Below are 17,520 nucleotides of genomic sequence, written 5' to 3' on the forward strand. Positions count from 1 at the left end.
ATCTTCCTGTGAATCCGGGAAATTATCACTGCGCTAACTGATGACACGCCCTAGACCACGGCTTTCCGGACCTCGCCATCCAGGGCCGGCAGATAGTAACGCTTTACCGGCCTTAACGAAGTATCAAGCTCGTAGCAAAGCGGTCGGCCTGTCGCTATCGACAGGCGCATGACCTGCAAACCCGTCAGCCCCTCCAATTGCATCACCAGCGTTTTTAGAAGATTTTTATGCGAAACGATTAGCAGACGCCTACCAGCCCGTATCTCCGGAACAATCATGTCCCGCCATAAAGGCAATACTCGCTCCAGGGCATGCTGCATGCTCTCTCCCAGGGGCAATTGAGCGTGGTCGACCGAGGCATAGCACGGCTGGTTTACCGGTGCCCGCAGATCATCCACTGCCAAACAAGGCGGGCTGGCATTGAAACGAATCTGGCAACTCACGATCGACCAGAGACCGAACCTGCGTATAGCCGCCCAACGCTGCATACCCTCCAGCGCGCCATAATGGCGCTCATTCAAACGCCAGCTTCGATACACGGGCAGATTTTGCTGACCCATGGCGGATAATGCGAGCGTAAGGGTATCCTGGGCACGCCTCAACCCCGAGGTAAAACAGGCATCAAAAGTGAACCCCGCCTGCTTGAGCAACCGTCCAGCGGCCCTCGCTTCCTCCTCGCCAGCCGGGCTGAGCGCAACATTGCTCCAGCCAGTGAAATGCCTATCACGATTCCAGATACTCTCCCCATGACGCAACAATACCAATCGCGTCAGCTTCTGTTTTTCATTCACAAATACTCCCTGGATTCGGCTGGATACATGATAGGATAGTTGGCACTGCACATGCCCGGCAAAGCAAGCGCATAGCGCCGTTTGTTTTCAGGCAAATCACCCGGGCAGCTTGGCGAAATTGGGAAGTGGATGGTTGAAATTCTGGTCACGGCAACCCGGCCATGGCATTTGAATTATTCTTTAGCCGGCTTAGCGGCTGCGGCCTCTCGCCAGATACGTTTCAGCGCGTCCCACAACCCCTTTCGACTGGTCTGCAAGATCAAGCAGTGGTCACCCAGCTTCTGCGAAAGACGCCTTTGCGCCTCACCCAGATTGTGATAAGGCAAACTCATGAAAAGATGATGTGTGGCATGGTAACGCAATCCCACCGGCGCCCACAGGGAAGTGAACCAGTTTCCGGGAATATTGACGGAATCAAGATATTGTTCGGCCAGTGTCAAACTGCGCGCGCCTGAATGGCGATAAGCATGTGCTGCCAATGTTCGCAAGGAATTAAGGATAAAGACCGTCACAGCAATGGAATACCAGACCAGCAGCAGCTGATAGGGCAGAATACCGAATATCACGCTGGCGATGACCACCGAGACAAACAAAAAAGTCACAAACTCCTGTATGCGCCAATCATGATCATTGCGAATGGCATCACGGCTACGGATATACGCCGGATTGATGGTCAACGAAGAAGCGCGTTCCCATACCACTTTTCTCAGCGCCGGAATCAGATAAGACAACGGTGTCAGCACTAAAAAACGCATCACCAGCAACAGCGGCAGGATCACTGATAGCAGCACGTACCCCACCATCGCCGCCGGCCGTTGCCTGGCGAATGGGAGATACTCCCCATCCTCAGCTGTTCCGTATACCCCTGGTTTGTGATGATCATGATGCACACCATCGTAAGTAAACGAAGGGATCATGAACGGGATGCCACAAGTCACATTCCAGACGATGCGGAATAACCTGAACGTGCCACGTGCAAGATGCGCGAGCTCATGAATAAAAATCGCAGCCCGGTAAAAAGCAATCACTGCTATAAAGTAGGCGCAAACCTGCCAAATCGACCACCAGGACGTGTGCAACATGATGACCAGGGCGCTCCAGCCAAGCGAGATATGGAAGAGGAAATCCGCCCAATAAATCCAGGGTTTCGGGGTCATCAAGTCACGCACCAGTGCGCGCGCTTCATACAATGGGAAACTTTCAACTGCATCCGAGTGGTCTGCCATGAACTTACTCCTAACTGCACCAGTGTACGGCCAGATGCTCGATGATTCGCTGATTCGCAGCCGAATCAGTCGCATTGGTTTTACCGAAATCCGGCACACCCGGCCACCCTGCATCGACAAAAGTCTCACCATCAAACAGCCGAGGCTGCGCATAACGAGGGATTACGTGGAAATGAACGTCCGGATCGACCATCATCAGCATCAGATAATTCACCTTGTCGTTCTGGAATGCCTTGATCAAAGCTGATTCGATTTGCCCAGTTATTTTCTGCAACTCTGCAAAACTCGCTGGACTTAATGCGGAAAAGGCGTGCACCGGCTCATGAGCAACCAGCACCAGCGCGCCCAGGGTAAGCTGAGCGGGTCGCAATTGCACACTCCAGTACTCGTACTGTTGAATGATGGTCTCAGGCGCGCCAAATTTGCGCATGGTGTCATTAAAAATCTGCGGATTCATACGGGGCCTCAATCGATTAGGCATTCACACAACTTGACCAGACAGGTGCTCATCGACCACGTTTTCTGCCGGTGACGCCCCGGCAAGCAACCCAAAGTGCTTTTCCGCCTTGTGTAAATCGTGGATATAATCGATTTCGCACCAGCCAAAACCGGCTACCGAATGACTGTAGACCGCGCCAACCTCTTTTGCCAGCGCATCGATGATCGCCAGATACCATGATCCAAGATTGCGGACATCGCGTAATGCCTGTTCCACAGCATGGCGAAAAAGCTGAACACCCTGTCCACGAAAGCAGATCAGGCCAATCGATTCAGCATCTGTTTCATCGGCTGACAATTTTTTGCTGATCTGCCTGATCCGTCCCTGTGCATTGAGCTGCACTTTCATATCATCTTCATCATAAACTGTCTTGAAATCGACACACAGCATAATTGGTGCAGTCCGCGTCTGCAATACGCTTGCCAGCAGATCTTCGGTCAACAGTGTATCGCCATTGAGCAATAAAAAATCGGCATCCATTTCCTGGCGTGCAATCCAGCAACTCGCCAAATTGTCCGCCACCTCATAAAAAGGATTGAACAGCACCCTGATACAGGCTTGCTCATGATAACGCTCGGTTAACAGCGCTTCGACCTGACGACTCTGAAAGCCGGCGACCACGACAATTTCCCTGATACCGGCAGCCAGTAACGCATCGATCTGCCAGGCGATGACAGGCCTGCCCGCTACCGGCAACAAACATTTAGGGGTATTTTCAGTAAGTGGCAACAATCGCCTGCCTTGCCCCGCACTGAGAATAATGGCTTTACTGGGAAATTGATTGCCTTGCTTGATCATGGATATGCCCGGTTATCGTTTTATCGCTCGGATTCTACCAAGCACTCATGCGCCCAATACTACGCTCATGCTTTTCAGTTGATCGGCTACACGTCGGATTGTCGCCAGAAAAGCATCGACTTCGGCAATGGTATTGCCCGCTCCGAAGCTCACGCGTACCGCACAGCGGGCCAATATAGGCGTCACATGCATGGCTTCCAGCACATGACTTTTACCAGGCGTGGCACTGGAGCAGGCCGCACCACTCGCCACCGCAAAACCGGCTTTATCCAGGCGAACCACCAGGGTATCTCCTTCGATACCGGGCAACGCGAAATAGCTGGTATTCGATAAACGTGCCGCGCCCTGCCCGAATACCGTCGCCCCCATCGCCAGCAGCCCTTGCTCCAGGTGTTCCCGCAACGCGCCGGTATGTGCTACCATCGTCCCCACCCGGGACACGGCCAATTCGCAAGCGGCACCAAAGCCAACTATCGCCGGTACATTCTCGGTGCCCGAGCGCAACCCGTCCTCTTGCCCTCCCCCATAAATGAGCGGCTTGATCGGCAAGCGCGGATCAATAATAAGTGCTGCCGCCCCCTTGGGTCCGTAAATTTTGTGCGCTGACAAAGTCATCGCATGCACGCCCAGTTCCCTGAAATCCACCGGTATCTTGCCAAACGCCTGCACAGCGTCCGTATGCATCCAGGCACCTTGAGTCCGGGCAATATCAGCAATTGGCGCAACCTCCTGAATTACGCCCGTCTCATTGTTGGCCAGCATGACCGACACCATGGCTGGCTGCACGCCGGCCAGCAAAGTCGCCACTTCTGCCACATTGATTTTGCCCGATACTTCTACTGCCAATTGATGCAATTGCCATTTTTTACTTCCACTTCTGGTCAGTTCCTGGGCGGGACGGCGAATACAAGGGTGTTCAATCGCACTGATGGCCACTGCGGCCGACTTCAGACTCTCTGCTACCCCCCGGATAAATAGATTGTTGGCCTCCGACCCGCCACTGGTGAAGATGACCTGTGCGGGCTTGACCCCCACTGCCTGGGCCACTTGCTCACGCGCATAATTCACCGCCCGACGGGCCGCAATGCCTAGCGAGTGCCCACTGGAAGCATTCCCATAACTTTCCCTGAAATAGGGCAGCATCGCCTCCAGCACGGCGTCATCCACAGCAGTCGTGGCATTGTGGTCAAAATAAACTTGGGTCATGCAAAATTCCCTAGGCGGTATAATCCGAAGCTAGCATTCTAGCGCTCCGGTGAACTGTCAACAAGGTTGACAGCATGTCTGCAGCGTTATTTGCAAGGAAGCGGCGACATCTCTTTTCTGTTACCCCCGCTAGGAGGCTGTCCGAGAATAGCGATCGTAGCGAGGGCGAGGCTGATTGAGTTGGATTTTTCGATCATTTGAGGCGAATAGTCGTTCTATTTAACAAAAAGGATCGTAAAATCCGGCCAATCAGGCTCGTCCGCAGTAGATCAGTCGCTATTCTCGGACAGCCTCCTAGCCAATTCGCGAAAAAAGAATAGCCATTCGGCATTATGAGTGCCACTTTTGTTCCCCTGTACGCAAAGCTATTCAATTATATAGTCATACCGGGATTGCAGCACCAGGTTAATCCGAATAGAGAAATAACCAGCCCATTACAAAAACGATTGAAAAGACCGTTTTTTGTTCTTCATTTTCAAGAAATGATCACCACGGTACATTGGCGCCAATGCCTTGATTTGACTTGGACAAGTCTTTTATTAAAGAGTAAAATCACTGTTTTGTGACGCATGTAAATTAATTACTCAGCAGGAGAAAGCATATGGCGGTAACCACCGATCAAAAAGCACAAGTTGTGCACGACTACCAGAGAACCGCTGGTGACACCGGTTCTCCCGAAGTGCAAGTGGCACTTCTGACAACTCGCATCAACGACTTGATCAGTCATTTCAAGGCGCATGTTAAGGACCACCACTCCCGTCGGGGTCTGCTTCGCATGGTCAGTCGGCGACGCAAGCTACTGGATTATTTGAAATCAAAAAACAGTGACAGCTATCAGGCGTTGATCGAACGTCTCGGTTTGAGAAAATAACAAACAAAAGTGCGGGGATTTACCAAACTTCAAACCGTAAATAACCGCAAGCACAATAGAAGCAATTACCCCGGAAACATGGCATATCCTTCACCTTCATTCAGCATGAGTTTGAAATCACTCCTGTTTCCACGGCTAAATGCGACTGTTTGCAGTGAATACTAGGCATGATTTGATCACAAAGAGAAGGATTGTTAATTGAAACCGATAAAAAAAAGCATAACCTACGGACATCATACCCTTACGCTTGAAACTGGAGAAATTGCCAAGCAGGCACATGGCGCGGTCATGGTTTCCATGGATGATACGGTTGTGCTGGTTACCGTAGTGGGAGACAAGAAAACCAGACCCGGACAGGATTTTCTACCACTTACCGTTGATTATCAGGAAAAATTTTATTCTGCAGGCCGTATCCCTGGTAGTTTTTTCAAACGCGAGGGGCGCCCTTCTGAAAAGGAAACACTGACTTCCCGTTTGATTGATCGGCCCATACGCCCTCTTTTTCCTGATGGCTTTTACAATGAAGTCCAGGTTGTCGCGATGGTATTGTCCTCCGATACCGAAATAGATGCCGACATTCCCGCCATGATTGGCACCTCTGCCGCACTGGTGCTCTCCGGCGTCCCTTTCGACGGCCCTATCGGCGCCGCGCGAGTGGGTTACATCAATAATGAATATATCCTCAATCCGACCACCAGTCAGCTCAAGGAAACCCAGCTCAATCTTGTTGTGGCCGGCACAGAGCAAGCGGTTCTGATGGTTGAATCGGAAGCCAGCGAACTGACCGAAGAAGTCATGCTGGGTGCTGTCATGTTCGGTCATGAGCAAATGCAGCAAGTCATTCAGGCAATCAACGAATTGGCGGATGAAGCCGGTGTCACTGCCTGGGATTGGCAACCAGCAGAAAAAGATCACGCACTCGCCGAAAAAATCTCGCAACTGGCGGAAGCCGATCTGCGCAACGCGTTCGAGCTGAAACAAAAAACCGCCAGAACGGAGGCGATCAGTGAAACCTGGCAACGCGTGTTTGCGGAACTGGGTGTTGGAACCGAAGAAGGACCAAGTGAACAAGCGGTCCGCGAAATCGGCTTCGAGCTCGAATCGAAAATTGTTCGCAACAGCATTCTGGACGGTGAATCCCGCATTGACGGCCGCGGCACCCGTACAGTCAGACCGATCACCATTCGTCATGGCGTGCTGCCACGCACGCATGGTTCGGCGCTGTTTACACGCGGCGAAACGCAAGCCTTGGTAGTCGCCACGCTGGGCACAACCCGGGACGAGCAAAGAATCGATGCTTTGCAGGGGGATTACACCGAGCGTTTCATGCTTCATTACAATATGCCGCCTTTTGCGACCGGTGAGACCGGTCGCGTGGGCACACCCAAACGACGTGAAATCGGCCATGGCCGGCTGGCCAAACGCGCCTTGGTGGCAGTGCTGCCGCCTGTGGAAGAATTTGGCTATTCCATGCGCGTCGTTTCGGAAGTGACTGAATCGAATGGCTCGAGCTCCATGGCTTCTGTGTGCGGAGGTTGTCTGGCTCTCATGGATGCCGGCGTTCCCCTGAAAGCGCATGTTGCCGGAATCGCCATGGGACTGATCAAGGAGGGCAATCGCTTTGCTGTGCTCACGGACATTCTTGGCGATGAAGATCATCTGGGCGACATGGATTTCAAAGTGGCCGGCACCGAGAATGGCATCACCGCGCTGCAAATGGATATAAAAATCCAGGGCATTACTAAAGAGATCATGCAAGTCGCCTTGCTGCAGGCCAAAGAAGGACGTCTGCATATCCTGGACATCATGAAACAGTCATTGCCCGCCACACGGGAAGATATCTCGGTACATGCACCACGCATCATTAAATTTAAAATCAACCCCGAGAAGATTCGTGACGTCATTGGCAAGGGTGGCGCAGTCATTCGCGCGCTGACCGAAGAAACCGGCACCACTATCGACATTACCGATGACGGCGTCGTGACAATCGCCTGCGTCAACAGCGAAGGCGGTGAACAAGCAAGAAAACGCATCGAGGACATCACCGCTGATGTTGAAGTCGGCAAGATATACGATGGCTTGGTGCTCAAGCTGCTTGATTTCGGTGCCATTGTCAGCATCATGCCCGGAAAAGATGGCTTGCTGCACATTTCCCAAATCGCCAACGAGCGCGTGGAGAATGTGTCCGACCATCTCAAAGAGGGTCAGGCAGTCCGCGTCAAAGTACTCGAGGCTGACGACAAAGGCAGGCTCCGGCTCAGCATGAAAGCGGCAGCTATTGTCACGGAAACAACCGACAGTGAAGTTTCCTGATAGCAGCTACATTCAGCCGTAACTAACAGTGTGAGGCATTCCCTGGCGGGAATGCCTCTTTTTGTTTATAGCGGCCGGGTCCGCGCAGCCACTTCGAAATTCCGCTCACGTGGCCATCAGCGGCCAGGCATGACCGACAGCAATGCATAGCATATTATTCCAGCACCAGACCTCTCTTCGTTACCTGTACATCAATGGACAACCATGCACTGGGCAGGAACAGAAATCTTCGAATGTTACCGCGTGCTCAACAAGGCCGGGCTCAATATCGTCGGGGAAATATTGCGCATACCGAGGCCCTGTTACGCAGAAGAGATGAACGCATCTGACAGAGGCCTTGAGACAAAATCCACAACAGGATATTTCTGAGGATTGTTCACTCGAAATCATCAACTATCTGCCGATTCGCGTCGATATGCTAGGAGGCTGTCCGAGAATAGCGATCGTAGCGAGGGCGGGGCTGGTTGAGCGGGATTTTTCGATCATTTGAGGCGAATAGTCGTTCTATTCAACGAAAAGGATCGGAGAATCCCGCCAGCCAGAATCGTCCGCAGTAGATCAGTCTATTCTCGGACAGCCTCCTAGTGGCCGAACTCGAGCAGCCGGTCGAATCGGCAAACTAACCGCTGGACCATTTTTCTGTAGCATCAAATGCGAAAACTCTACACCGCCAACCACTTGCTCGAGGCGTATATCATCCTGGATCTACTGGAGAGTGCCTATATCCCGGCCAAGTTATTTAATGTCTATGCACAGGGGGGCGTGGGCGATATCCCGTTTACACACGCTTATCCGGAAGTATGGATTATCCGTGACTATGATTTTGAACGCGGCCGGGCTGTCATCATTGCCTACGAGCAGACGCCCCAAGTATCTGGCACGCTCACCTGCCCGGCATGCGGCGAGGACAATCCATACAACTTCCAGCTATGCTGGCAGTGCGGCGCCGGGCTGGAGCTCGTGAAGGAGAATTCTCAGGATCCTAAACTTTGACCCGGGCTCGATAATCATGAACAGCCGGATACCAAGTGTCACGGCACTGGCAGCCGATGTGGCTTGTGCACGGCGGCGTAACTACTTTTCAACCGTGTCCATCAATCCTGTTCGATTTGGTAATTGGCGGCCAGTCTGAATTCGCTGCCAGGCTGGATGCTGACGCGATCGGTGGCTGCATTGGTGGTTTCGACACAGATAAAACGCAGGTAGTCATCATCCTGCAGATCTGCCATGTCCGCCGAGATTTTTGCCCAGGGATTCCAGACCACGGCGGTTCGGTTACCTTTGGAGGTAATCCGGATACGGCGCTGCAAGGCGGCATCATGGATAATGAGGTTATTGCCGACAGCCAGATAAATTCGGTCGACCTCTCCCGCAACAGTCACCGCACCCTCCTGATGCTTTTCCTGATTATCGTCCACCTTGTCGATATATTGGGTATTCTCCAGGCCTGATACGCTGGTTTGAGCGATATCTCCCACCTTGAAATAGGTATGAAACGCCTGTGTGATCGAGAATGCCTGGGGACCAGGATTACGCGTGACCAGTTCTAAATTGAGGCTGTCGCCGATCGTGATTTCCAACCGAACAACAAAAGCACGCGGCCAGATGGCGTGCGTCTCCGGCGTATCCGTCAGTGCTAACGTGACGCGAATAGCACCCTCCTGCGTAATCGCTGTGCCAGCCACTTCCCACATCCGGTTACGTACAAAGCCATGGGCAGGCCGTCCCGACCCCTCGGGATCCGGACCGAACCAGGGCCAGCAGACCGGCGCCCCGCCTTTGATCGCCTTACCCGGCTGGTAATATGCCAAGCTGCTTAAAAACAGCAAATCATCCGCCGCATGCCTGGGCTGAAAAGAAAGCACCTGGCCAGCGTAGACTGAAATCAATGCGGAAGCCTTGTCGCTCTGCACCCTGACAAAAGGAAGCCCCCCCTCGCCTTCGATAAATACAACCTGCCCGGCAATGCCATGATCATTGTTTAATTGTTGGATATCCATTGTATTCCCGTTTGAAATAAAAATTTGCTGACGGCTTGTTTTCAGTTAAGCATTTTGTCGCGACCCGTGCTGAATGATAAACTCAATCGGTTATAGCATAAATACTTGCAGCTAAATTACTGCTAAAAGTTTCTCGTTCAAGGAACCACCATGACCCATAATTTATTCGATACATTAAAGACACTTAACCTTCCCAATGGCCAGGCCCGGCAATTTTACGCGCTATCAGCACTTGAAGCGGCGGGACTGGGCGCAATTGCGCGCTTGCCTGTTTCCATTCGAATTGTCCTCGAATCGGTGCTGCGCAATTACGATGAAAAGAAAATCACCGAAGCGCACGTCAGGCAACTGGCCGGTTGGCAACCCCAGGCACAACGCACACATGAAATTCCGTTTGTGGTCGCACGCATCGTCTTACAGGATTTCACCGGCGTACCGCTACTGGTCGATCTCGCTGCCATGCGCAGCGCTGCCCAGAAGCTGGGCAAGGATCCGGAATTGATCGAACCGCTGGTGCCCGTTGACCTGGTGGTCGATCACTCGGTGCAGGTCGATTACTACGGTGACCGCGAGGCATTGAAACGCAATATGGAAATCGAGTTCCAACGCAACAAGGAACGCTATCAGTTTATCAAATGGGGCATGCAAGCGTTCGATACGTTCGGTGTTGTGCCGCCTGGCATTGGCATCGTGCATCAGGTCAACCTGGAATATCTGGCCCGCGGCGTGCACCAAAAAGATGGATTGGTCTACCCTGATACACTAGTCGGCACCGATTCGCACACCACCATGATCAACGGAATCGGCGTGGTCGGATGGGGCGTCGGCGGCATTGAAGCGGAAGCAGGCATGCTGGGGCAGCCGGTTTACTTTCTGACGCCGGATGTCGTCGGTGTCAATCTGACCGGGCAGCTGCAGGAAGGCGTCACGGCCACTGACCTAGTACTGACCATCACGGAAATGCTGCGCAAGGCCAATGTGGTCGGTAAGTTCGTGGAATTCTTTGGCGAAGGCGCAGCCTCGCTCAGCCTGCCGGACCGCGCCACCATCGCTAACATGGCCCCGGAATACGGTGCCACCATGGGCTTTTTCCCGGTCGATGACACGACCATCGAATACTTCCGACAAACAGGCCGCACGGAAGTGGAGATCGATGCATTCGAGCGCTACTTCAAGGCACAGAGCCTGTTTGGCATGCCGCGTCAGGGCGAAATCGATTATAGCCAGGAACTGGCACTGGATCTGAATTCGATCGTTCCCTCACTGGCCGGACCCAAGCGCCCGCAAGACCGTATTGCACTCCAAGACCTCAAGTCCAGCTTCACCGAGCTATTCAGCAAACCGGTTTCGGAAAATGGCTACGGCAAGCCAGCCGATACATTGGCACAAGCCTTTAGCACGCGCGATCTCGCCCAACCGGAAGCCGAGCTTTGTCTCACCCCTGACAGCAATCAGGACGAAGCATCACTACCTGCCGGGAGTGCACGCAATGTGGTGGAAATGACCAATAATCATCCCACCCAACCGGCTGCCGCCAGCCGCCCCCTGCCACAAGCTATCGAATTGCATCATGGCGATATATTGATCGCGGCGATCACTTCCTGCACCAATACGTCCAATCCGGCGGTGCTGATCGCTGCCGGATTACTGGCCAAGAAAGCGGTCGAAAAAGGATTGACAGTAAAAAGCCATATTAAAACCTCGCTGGCACCCGGTTCGCGTGTCGTGACGGAGTATCTAACTGCCGCCGGTCTGATGCCCTATCTGGAACAACTTGGTTTCAATCTGGCTGGCTACGGCTGCACGACTTGCATCGGCAACTCCGGGCCTTTGCCGGCCGTGATTGAGGAGACTGTGGTCAAGGATGACCTGGTCTGTGCCGCAGTGCTTTCCGGCAATCGCAACTTCGAAGCACGCATCCATCCCAATATTCGGGCCAACTTCCTGGCCTCACCGCCACTGGTGGTCGCTTATGCGATCGCCGGCAGCGTGCTGAAGAACCTGACCACTGAGCCATTGGGCCAGGATGCTGCAGGGCAGCCCGTATGGTTACGGGATATCTGGCCAAGCAGCGCCGAAATCGAAGCAATGATGAAATTTGCCACCCAGGCAGAAACCTTCCGCCGTCTGTACAGCGATTTCACCCGCGATCATCCGCTCTGGAACAACGTTACCGCCACGACCGGCAAGCTGTACAACTGGCCTGATTCGACCTACATCGCAGAGCCGCCATTTTTCCAGAACTTCTGCCTGGCAATCGACCGCGCCAACATCCCGAGCGAGATTCGGCACGCACGTGCCCTGGCGTTGTTTGGCGATTCAGTGACGACCGACCATATCAGCCCGGCAGGCGCCATCAAGGCAACCTCCCCCGCAGGCCAATATTTGCTTGCCAACGGCGTCGCCAAAGCAGACTTCAATAGCTATGGCTCACGCAGAGGCAATCATCACGTCATGATGCGGGGTACTTTTGCCAATGTGCGCATTAAGAATTTCATGATCCCAGGCAGCGAGGGCGGCGTCACGCTCTATTGGAACAATGGTGATCACCAGGGCACCCAAATGAGCATTTACGATGCGGCGATGCAATATCTTGAGCACGGCACCCCCACCATCGTCCTGGCCGGCAAGGAATACGGCACCGGATCGAGCCGTGACTGGGCTGCAAAAGGAACGCAGTTACTCGGCGTGCGTGCAGTCATCGCCGAAAGCTTCGAACGCATTCATCGCAGCAACCTGGTTGGCATGGGGGTGCTACCGTTGCAGTTCAAGGAGGGAGAGAGTGCCAAATCCCTGGGCATCCAGGGTGACGAGCTGTTCGATATTGTTGGCCTGGAAAACATACAGCCGCAACAGGAAGTCACACTGATCGTTCACAAACCGGATGGATACAAACTGGAAACCAAGCTGCGCTGCCGGATCGATACAGCCATTGAAGTGGACTACTATTATCATGGCGGCATCCTGCCTTATGTGCTGCGTGCCTGCAAATAACTTGCGGCACGCGTCGCAAGAATGAACAGGCAACTTTGGCCTGGTAATCGCAGTTACACGAATTGAAATGTGCGGCTTACAACAGGACAGGCATATCCCCACTGCCATGGATATGCCATGCCTGGACGCTTGATGATACCGCCACGACTGGAAACTGGCTGGCCACTTTCCATGACATGGTCTGCAGGGTTGCCGCCAGCCATGATATTTTGTGTGTAATTGATAGCGCCATGACCAGGACTATAGCGTGGCAACTGGCTCGGAATAGCTGTTGCCAATCAGCTTCTAACTGAAATAACCCTTGCCAATGTTATAATTAGCCCCGGTTTGATCGATAACGTCATCATATGATTCAAAAGCGCTTGTTCCCGCGCACTCTAGCTTAAACCCCTATGAAATAAAATCGTTTCCGGTTTTTGCATTGCGTACTTGACGACCCTTTGCATGGGATCATGATCAAGTCATGGCATTCGCTTGCACTTTGCATGCAGCACAGAATTTATATATGACCATGTATTTAATTTGTTGGAGAAATAATGAGCCATACACTGTATGAAACCAGCATCCAGCGTGTACAGCGCTGTGAACTCGCGGTTCCCGGTTCCCGCCCCGAAATGTTTGAAAAAGCGTTGAAGAGCGGGGTAGATTTCGTATTTCTGGATCTGGAAGATGCCGTTGCACCGGATGACAAGATACAGGCACGAAAAAATATCATCGAGGCCATCAATGATCTCGATTGGAAAGAACATGGTGTCACGCTTTCTGTGCGCATCAATGGATTGGACACCCAATTCATGGTACGCGATGTAGTCGATTTGGTCGAACAGGCCGGACACAAGATCGACACGCTTCTGATTCCTAAAGTTGGTGTTTATGCCGATGTCTACATGGTGGAAGCGATGCTCAACCAGCTTGAAATGCAGCAAGGACTCAAAAACCGGATTGGTCTGGAGGCACTGATCGAAACGGCGCTGGGCATGGCCAATGTCGAAGATATTGCGCGCAACGGAACGACCGGACGCCTGGAAGCATTGCATTTCGGGGTGGCCGATTATGCGGCCAGCAACCGCGCCCGCACCACCAATATCGGCGGGCTCAATCCGGATTACCCCGGTGATCAATGGCATGCAGCCATCAGCAGAATGACGGTGGCCTGCCGCGCCTATGGCTTACGTCCAATCGATGGTCCTTTTGGCGACATTCAGGATCCGGAGGGCTATAAACTGGCTGCCAAACGCGCTGCCGCACTGGGTTGCGAAGGCAAATGGGCAATTCATCCCACTCAGATCACCCTGGCAAATGAAGTATTCACCCCCCCCGCAGCGGAAGTTGAGAAAGCGCAGCGCATTCTCAGCGCGTTGAAAGAAGCCGCCGCGCAGGGCAAAGGCGCGGCTTCGCTGGATGGTCGCCTGATCGATGCCGCATCGGAGCGAATGGCCAATAACATCGTCAAAATGGCTGAAGTCATCGCTGCCAAGAATCGCTAACCAACCTGACTTGGAATCCCTGCCAGGTTGCAGGTGTTTAAAGAAATAACGGGAGAAATAGATTGGATATACATGAATATCAGGCCAAAGAAATTTTGGCTGAGTATGGTGTCAAGATTGCCGAAGGTGGCCTGGCGCATACCGCAGAAGAGGCGGTTCAGCGTAGCCGGGAAATTGACGGCAATGTCTGGGTCGTCAAGGCACAGATTCATTCGGGAGCACGCGGCAAGGCTGGCGGGATCAAAGTATGCCGGACACATGAAGAAATCGAAGTGGCGGCCGAATCCTTGCTCGGTCAACGATTGGTCACGCACCAGACCGGGCCGGCCGGCAAACTCTGCTCGAGACTGTATATCGAAGCGGGCACCGATATTGCCAGGGAATTGTACCTGGCATTTATGATCGACCGCAGCCATGAGCGCGTGATCATGGTCGGCTCTGCCCAGGGAGGCATGGATATCGAGACTCTGGCCGCCACCGATCCCGATGCCATAAAAAAAATCTACATTGAACCCGCTGTCGGATTGCAGGATTTCCAGGCAAGAAAAATGGCGTTTGCATTGGGATTGGGCGAGGAGCTGCTCAACCATGCCGTCAAAACCATCAAGAGCTGCTATCGCGCTTTGCGTGACTTGGATGCCAATATTCTCGAAATCAATCCGCTGGTCGTCACCCGCAGCAACGAACTGATCGCGCTCGATGCAAAAATGAGTTTTGACGAGAATGCCTTGTTCCGCCGGCACCGCATTTCCGAATTACGCGACAACACTCAGATCGATGCTCGCGAAGTTGCCGCAGGTGAGGCTGGCTTGAGTTATGTCGGACTGGATGGCGATATCGGCTGCATGATCAATGGGGCGGGACTTGCCATGGCAACCATGGACATGATCAAACTCGCTGGCGGGGAACCGGCCAATTTTCTGGATGTAGGCGGCGGCGCCTCAGCTGAGCGGACAGAGAAGGCTTTCCGGCTGGTATTGGCCGATCAGGGCGTCAAAGCGATGCTGGTCAACATTTTTGCCGGCATCAATCGCTGTGACTGGATCGCCGAAGGTGTGGTGCAAGCGGTCCGGAACATCGGCATGAACGTTCCTCTGGTGGTCCGCCTCTCCGGCACCAACGTCGAGGAAGGCCGTCGTATCATCGCCGAGAGCGGCTTGCCGATTATCACTGCCGAGACCCTGGCGGATGCCGCCGAGAAAGTCGTACAGGCACGTAATCAGGTGGTGGCAGGCTGACAGAACACGAACAAAAAGGAATAGAAAAGTGGCAATTTTGATCAATGAGCAAACACGAATCATCGTGCAAGGTTTCACCGGCAGAATCGGTACATTTCATGCTCAGGAAATGATTGAGTATGGCTCCAATGTAGTGGGCGGCGTCACACCGGGCAAAGGTGGGCAAACCCATCTGGGACTGCCCGTATTCAATACAGTCAAGGAAGCAGTTGAGCAGGTAGATGCCGAAGCAAGCATTGTATTCGTTCCGCCTGCTTTCGCGGCTGACTCGATCATGGAAGCAGCCGATGCGGGCATCAAATATTGTGTATCGATTACCGATGGCATTCCTACCCAGGATATGATGACCGTGAAAAGTTTCCTGCGCCGCTTTCCCCTAGAAAATCGAATGATGCTGACCGGACCCAATTGTTCCGGCACCATTAGCCCAGGGCGTGCGATGCTCGGGATTATGCCTGGGCATATCTACATGCCCGGCACAGTGGGCGTGGTTGGCCGTTCCGGCACGCTGGGCTATGAAGCAGCTGACCAGATGAGACGGTTGAATATCGGCATATCGACTTCAGTCGGGATTGGTGGAGACCCCATTATCGGCAGCTCGCATCGGGATGTGCTGGAAAAGCTGGAACAGGATCCCGAAACCAAGGTCGCCTTGATGATTGGTGAGATTGGCGGTCCAATGGAAGTGGAGGCCGGTATATTCGCCAAGGAAAACATGAGCAAGCCACTGGTCGCCTATATTGCGGGACTGACAGCACCGGCAGGCCGGCGCATGGGGCATGCCGGCGCAATCATTTCCTCGGCCGGCGAAAGCGCTGCAGAAAAAGTAGCGCGACTGAAAGAACTGGGCGTTACCATTTGCCCGACACCTTCATTGATGGGCCAAACCGTGGCTGAAGTGTTGGCCAAGCTCTGACGAACTCTCACGCTCCCGGCTATGCCGGGGGTTTCATCTGTGCCACACCAGGCAAGCGCTGTCAACCGATAGCACTTGCCTCTTCCATGGCTACTGCATCAACTAGCTATTGGTCGGTGTGATATTTGGCACTCAAGACATGAACAGCCTCAACCAGCGCCAGTGCATGTTCTGGCGGCGTGAACTGTGAAATCCCATGCCCGAGATTGAAAACATGACCATGACCATGGCCATAGCTCGCCAAAACTTTTTCAACTTCGGCGGCGATGATGTCCGGTGAAGAAAATAAGACAGCTGGGTCAATATTACCCTGCAAGGCAACCTTGCCCTGCACACGCCGGCGCGCCTCTCCGATATCGATGGTCCAATCCAGACCCACTGCATCGCAGCCGCTTTCCGCGATGGATTCCAGCCACAACCCACCTCCCTTGGTAAAGACGATGTTCGGGATGCGCACCCCATCATGCTCACGCTTCAATCCAGCCAGAATTTGTTGCATGTAGTGCAATGAAAATTCCTGGTAAGCGGCATGCGACAATGCACCGCCCCAGCTGTCAAAAATCATGACGGCCTGCGCACCGGCTTCTATCTGGGCATTGAGATAGGCCGTCACTGCGTTTGCGGTCACTTCAAGGATATGGTGCAACAGGTCAGGCCGCGCATAAAGCATGGTTTTGATCTGGCGGAAGTCGCTGCTACTACCGCCCTCTACCATATAACAGGCGAGCGTGAAAGGACTGCCGGAAAAACCGATCAAAGGCACCTGGTTGCAGAGTGCCTTCCGTATTTGCGTGACGGCATCCAGCACATAACGCAAATGTGCATCAGGATCAGGTGCAATCAACGAACGAATTTCCCATTCCTCGCGTAACGGACGCTCGAAACGGGGCCCTTCGCCCTCGGCAAAATACAATCCCAACCCCATCGCATCCGGAATGGTCAGAATATCCGAGAACAAAATTGCCGCATCCAGCGAGAACCGCGCTAGCGGCTGCAATGTGACTTCGGTCGCTAAATTCGGATTCTTGCACAAGGAAAGAAAATCACCCGCGCGCGCGCGGGTCTGATTGTATTCCGGCAGATAGCGTCCGGCCTGGCGCATCATCCAAACAGGCGTATAGTCAGTCGGTTGGCGCAACAATGCCCGGATAAAAGTGTCATTTTCTGGTTTTGCCATCATG

The 17,520-nt window shown here is 53.3% G+C and carries 15 protein-coding genes; 7 read left to right on the forward strand and 8 right to left on the reverse strand.

The genetic code is table 11. The features are described from left to right. Positions 1 to 50: 50 nt before the first annotated feature. The 5 genes from ABTW62_RS05395 to ABTW62_RS05415 all read right to left on the reverse strand — a co-directional run bounded on the left by ABTW62_RS05395 (position 51) and on the right by ABTW62_RS05415 (position 4,520). Positions 51 to 791, reverse strand: a complete 741-nt coding sequence (locus ABTW62_RS05395) for a 2,3-bisphosphoglycerate-dependent phosphoglycerate mutase (RefSeq protein ID WP_430903563.1) — start codon at positions 789 to 791, stop codon at positions 51 to 53. 173 nt (positions 792 to 964) lie between these two features. Next, complete coding sequence (locus ABTW62_RS05400; protein WP_430903564.1) at positions 965 to 2,017, reverse strand: fatty acid desaturase family protein; 1,053 nt, start codon at positions 2,015 to 2,017, stop codon at positions 965 to 967. 10 nt (positions 2,018 to 2,027) lie between these two features. Next, positions 2,028 to 2,474 (reverse strand): HIT family protein, encoded by a 447-nt coding sequence (locus ABTW62_RS05405; RefSeq protein WP_430903565.1) that lies wholly within the window; start codon positions 2,472 to 2,474, stop codon positions 2,028 to 2,030. 24 nt (positions 2,475 to 2,498) lie between these two features. After that, positions 2,499 to 3,314, reverse strand: a complete 816-nt coding sequence (locus ABTW62_RS05410; RefSeq protein WP_430903566.1) for a sugar phosphate nucleotidyltransferase — start codon at positions 3,312 to 3,314, stop codon at positions 2,499 to 2,501. Positions 3,315 to 3,359: 45 nt separating this feature from the next. Then, positions 3,360 to 4,520 carry a cysteine desulfurase family protein gene (locus ABTW62_RS05415; protein WP_430903567.1) on the reverse strand — a complete coding sequence of 387 codons (1,161 nt, stop codon included), beginning with the start codon at positions 4,518 to 4,520 and terminating at the stop codon, positions 3,360 to 3,362. Between the two features lie 601 nt (positions 4,521 to 5,121). Here ABTW62_RS05415 and rpsO point away from each other — a divergent pair. The 3 genes from rpsO to ABTW62_RS05430 all read left to right on the forward strand — a co-directional run bounded on the left by rpsO (position 5,122) and on the right by ABTW62_RS05430 (position 8,697). After that, positions 5,122 to 5,391, forward strand: coding sequence for a 30S ribosomal protein S15 (rpsO, locus tag ABTW62_RS05420; RefSeq protein ID WP_430903568.1), 270 nt, complete (start codon positions 5,122 to 5,124; stop codon positions 5,389 to 5,391). 198 nt (positions 5,392 to 5,589) lie between these two features. Beyond that, positions 5,590 to 7,704, forward strand: coding sequence for a polyribonucleotide nucleotidyltransferase (pnp, locus tag ABTW62_RS05425; RefSeq protein ID WP_430903569.1), 2,115 nt, complete (start codon positions 5,590 to 5,592; stop codon positions 7,702 to 7,704). A 651-nt stretch (positions 7,705 to 8,355) separates the two neighbouring features. Next, complete coding sequence (locus ABTW62_RS05430; protein WP_430903570.1) at positions 8,356 to 8,697, forward strand: DUF2007 domain-containing protein; 342 nt, start codon at positions 8,356 to 8,358, stop codon at positions 8,695 to 8,697. Positions 8,698 to 8,798: 101 nt separating this feature from the next. Here the strand turns inward: ABTW62_RS05430 and ABTW62_RS05435 are convergent, their stop codons facing one another. Beyond that, on the reverse strand, positions 8,799 to 9,704 hold the full coding sequence (locus ABTW62_RS05435; protein ID WP_430903571.1) for a D-hexose-6-phosphate mutarotase: 906 nt from the start codon (positions 9,702 to 9,704) through the stop codon (positions 8,799 to 8,801). 150 nt (positions 9,705 to 9,854) lie between these two features. On the opposite strand from ABTW62_RS05435, the gene ABTW62_RS05440 reads away from it, so the two are divergent. Next, positions 9,855 to 12,698 carry an aconitate hydratase gene (locus ABTW62_RS05440; protein ID WP_430903572.1) on the forward strand — a complete coding sequence of 948 codons (2,844 nt, stop codon included), beginning with the start codon at positions 9,855 to 9,857 and terminating at the stop codon, positions 12,696 to 12,698. A gap of 53 nt (positions 12,699 to 12,751) precedes the next feature. Here ABTW62_RS05440 and ABTW62_RS05445 read toward each other — a convergent pair whose 3' ends face one another. After that, on the reverse strand, positions 12,752 to 12,976 hold the full coding sequence (locus ABTW62_RS05445) for a hypothetical protein (protein WP_430903573.1): 225 nt from the start codon (positions 12,974 to 12,976) through the stop codon (positions 12,752 to 12,754). 258 nt (positions 12,977 to 13,234) lie between these two features. On the opposite strand from ABTW62_RS05445, the gene ABTW62_RS05450 reads away from it, so the two are divergent. The 3 genes from ABTW62_RS05450 to sucD all read left to right on the forward strand — a co-directional run bounded on the left by ABTW62_RS05450 (position 13,235) and on the right by sucD (position 16,339). Beyond that, positions 13,235 to 14,185 carry an HpcH/HpaI aldolase/citrate lyase family protein gene (locus tag ABTW62_RS05450; protein ID WP_430903574.1) on the forward strand — a complete coding sequence of 317 codons (951 nt, stop codon included), beginning with the start codon at positions 13,235 to 13,237 and terminating at the stop codon, positions 14,183 to 14,185. A gap of 62 nt (positions 14,186 to 14,247) precedes the next feature. After that, complete coding sequence (locus tag ABTW62_RS05455) at positions 14,248 to 15,423, forward strand: malate--CoA ligase subunit beta (protein WP_430903575.1); 1,176 nt, start codon at positions 14,248 to 14,250, stop codon at positions 15,421 to 15,423. A 28-nt stretch (positions 15,424 to 15,451) separates the two neighbouring features. Beyond that, positions 15,452 to 16,339, forward strand: coding sequence for a succinate--CoA ligase subunit alpha (gene sucD / locus ABTW62_RS05460; protein WP_430903576.1), 888 nt, complete (start codon positions 15,452 to 15,454; stop codon positions 16,337 to 16,339). A gap of 106 nt (positions 16,340 to 16,445) precedes the next feature. On the opposite strand, the gene hemE is transcribed toward sucD, so the two are convergent. Further along, on the reverse strand, positions 16,446 to 17,516 hold the full coding sequence (gene hemE / locus ABTW62_RS05465; RefSeq protein ID WP_430903577.1) for a uroporphyrinogen decarboxylase: 1,071 nt from the start codon (positions 17,514 to 17,516) through the stop codon (positions 16,446 to 16,448). Positions 17,517 to 17,520 lie beyond the last annotated feature (4 nt).

This window comes from Nitrosomonas sp. ANs5, from assembly GCF_050584665.1.
GTDB lineage: Bacteria > Pseudomonadota > Gammaproteobacteria > Burkholderiales > Nitrosomonadaceae > Nitrosomonas.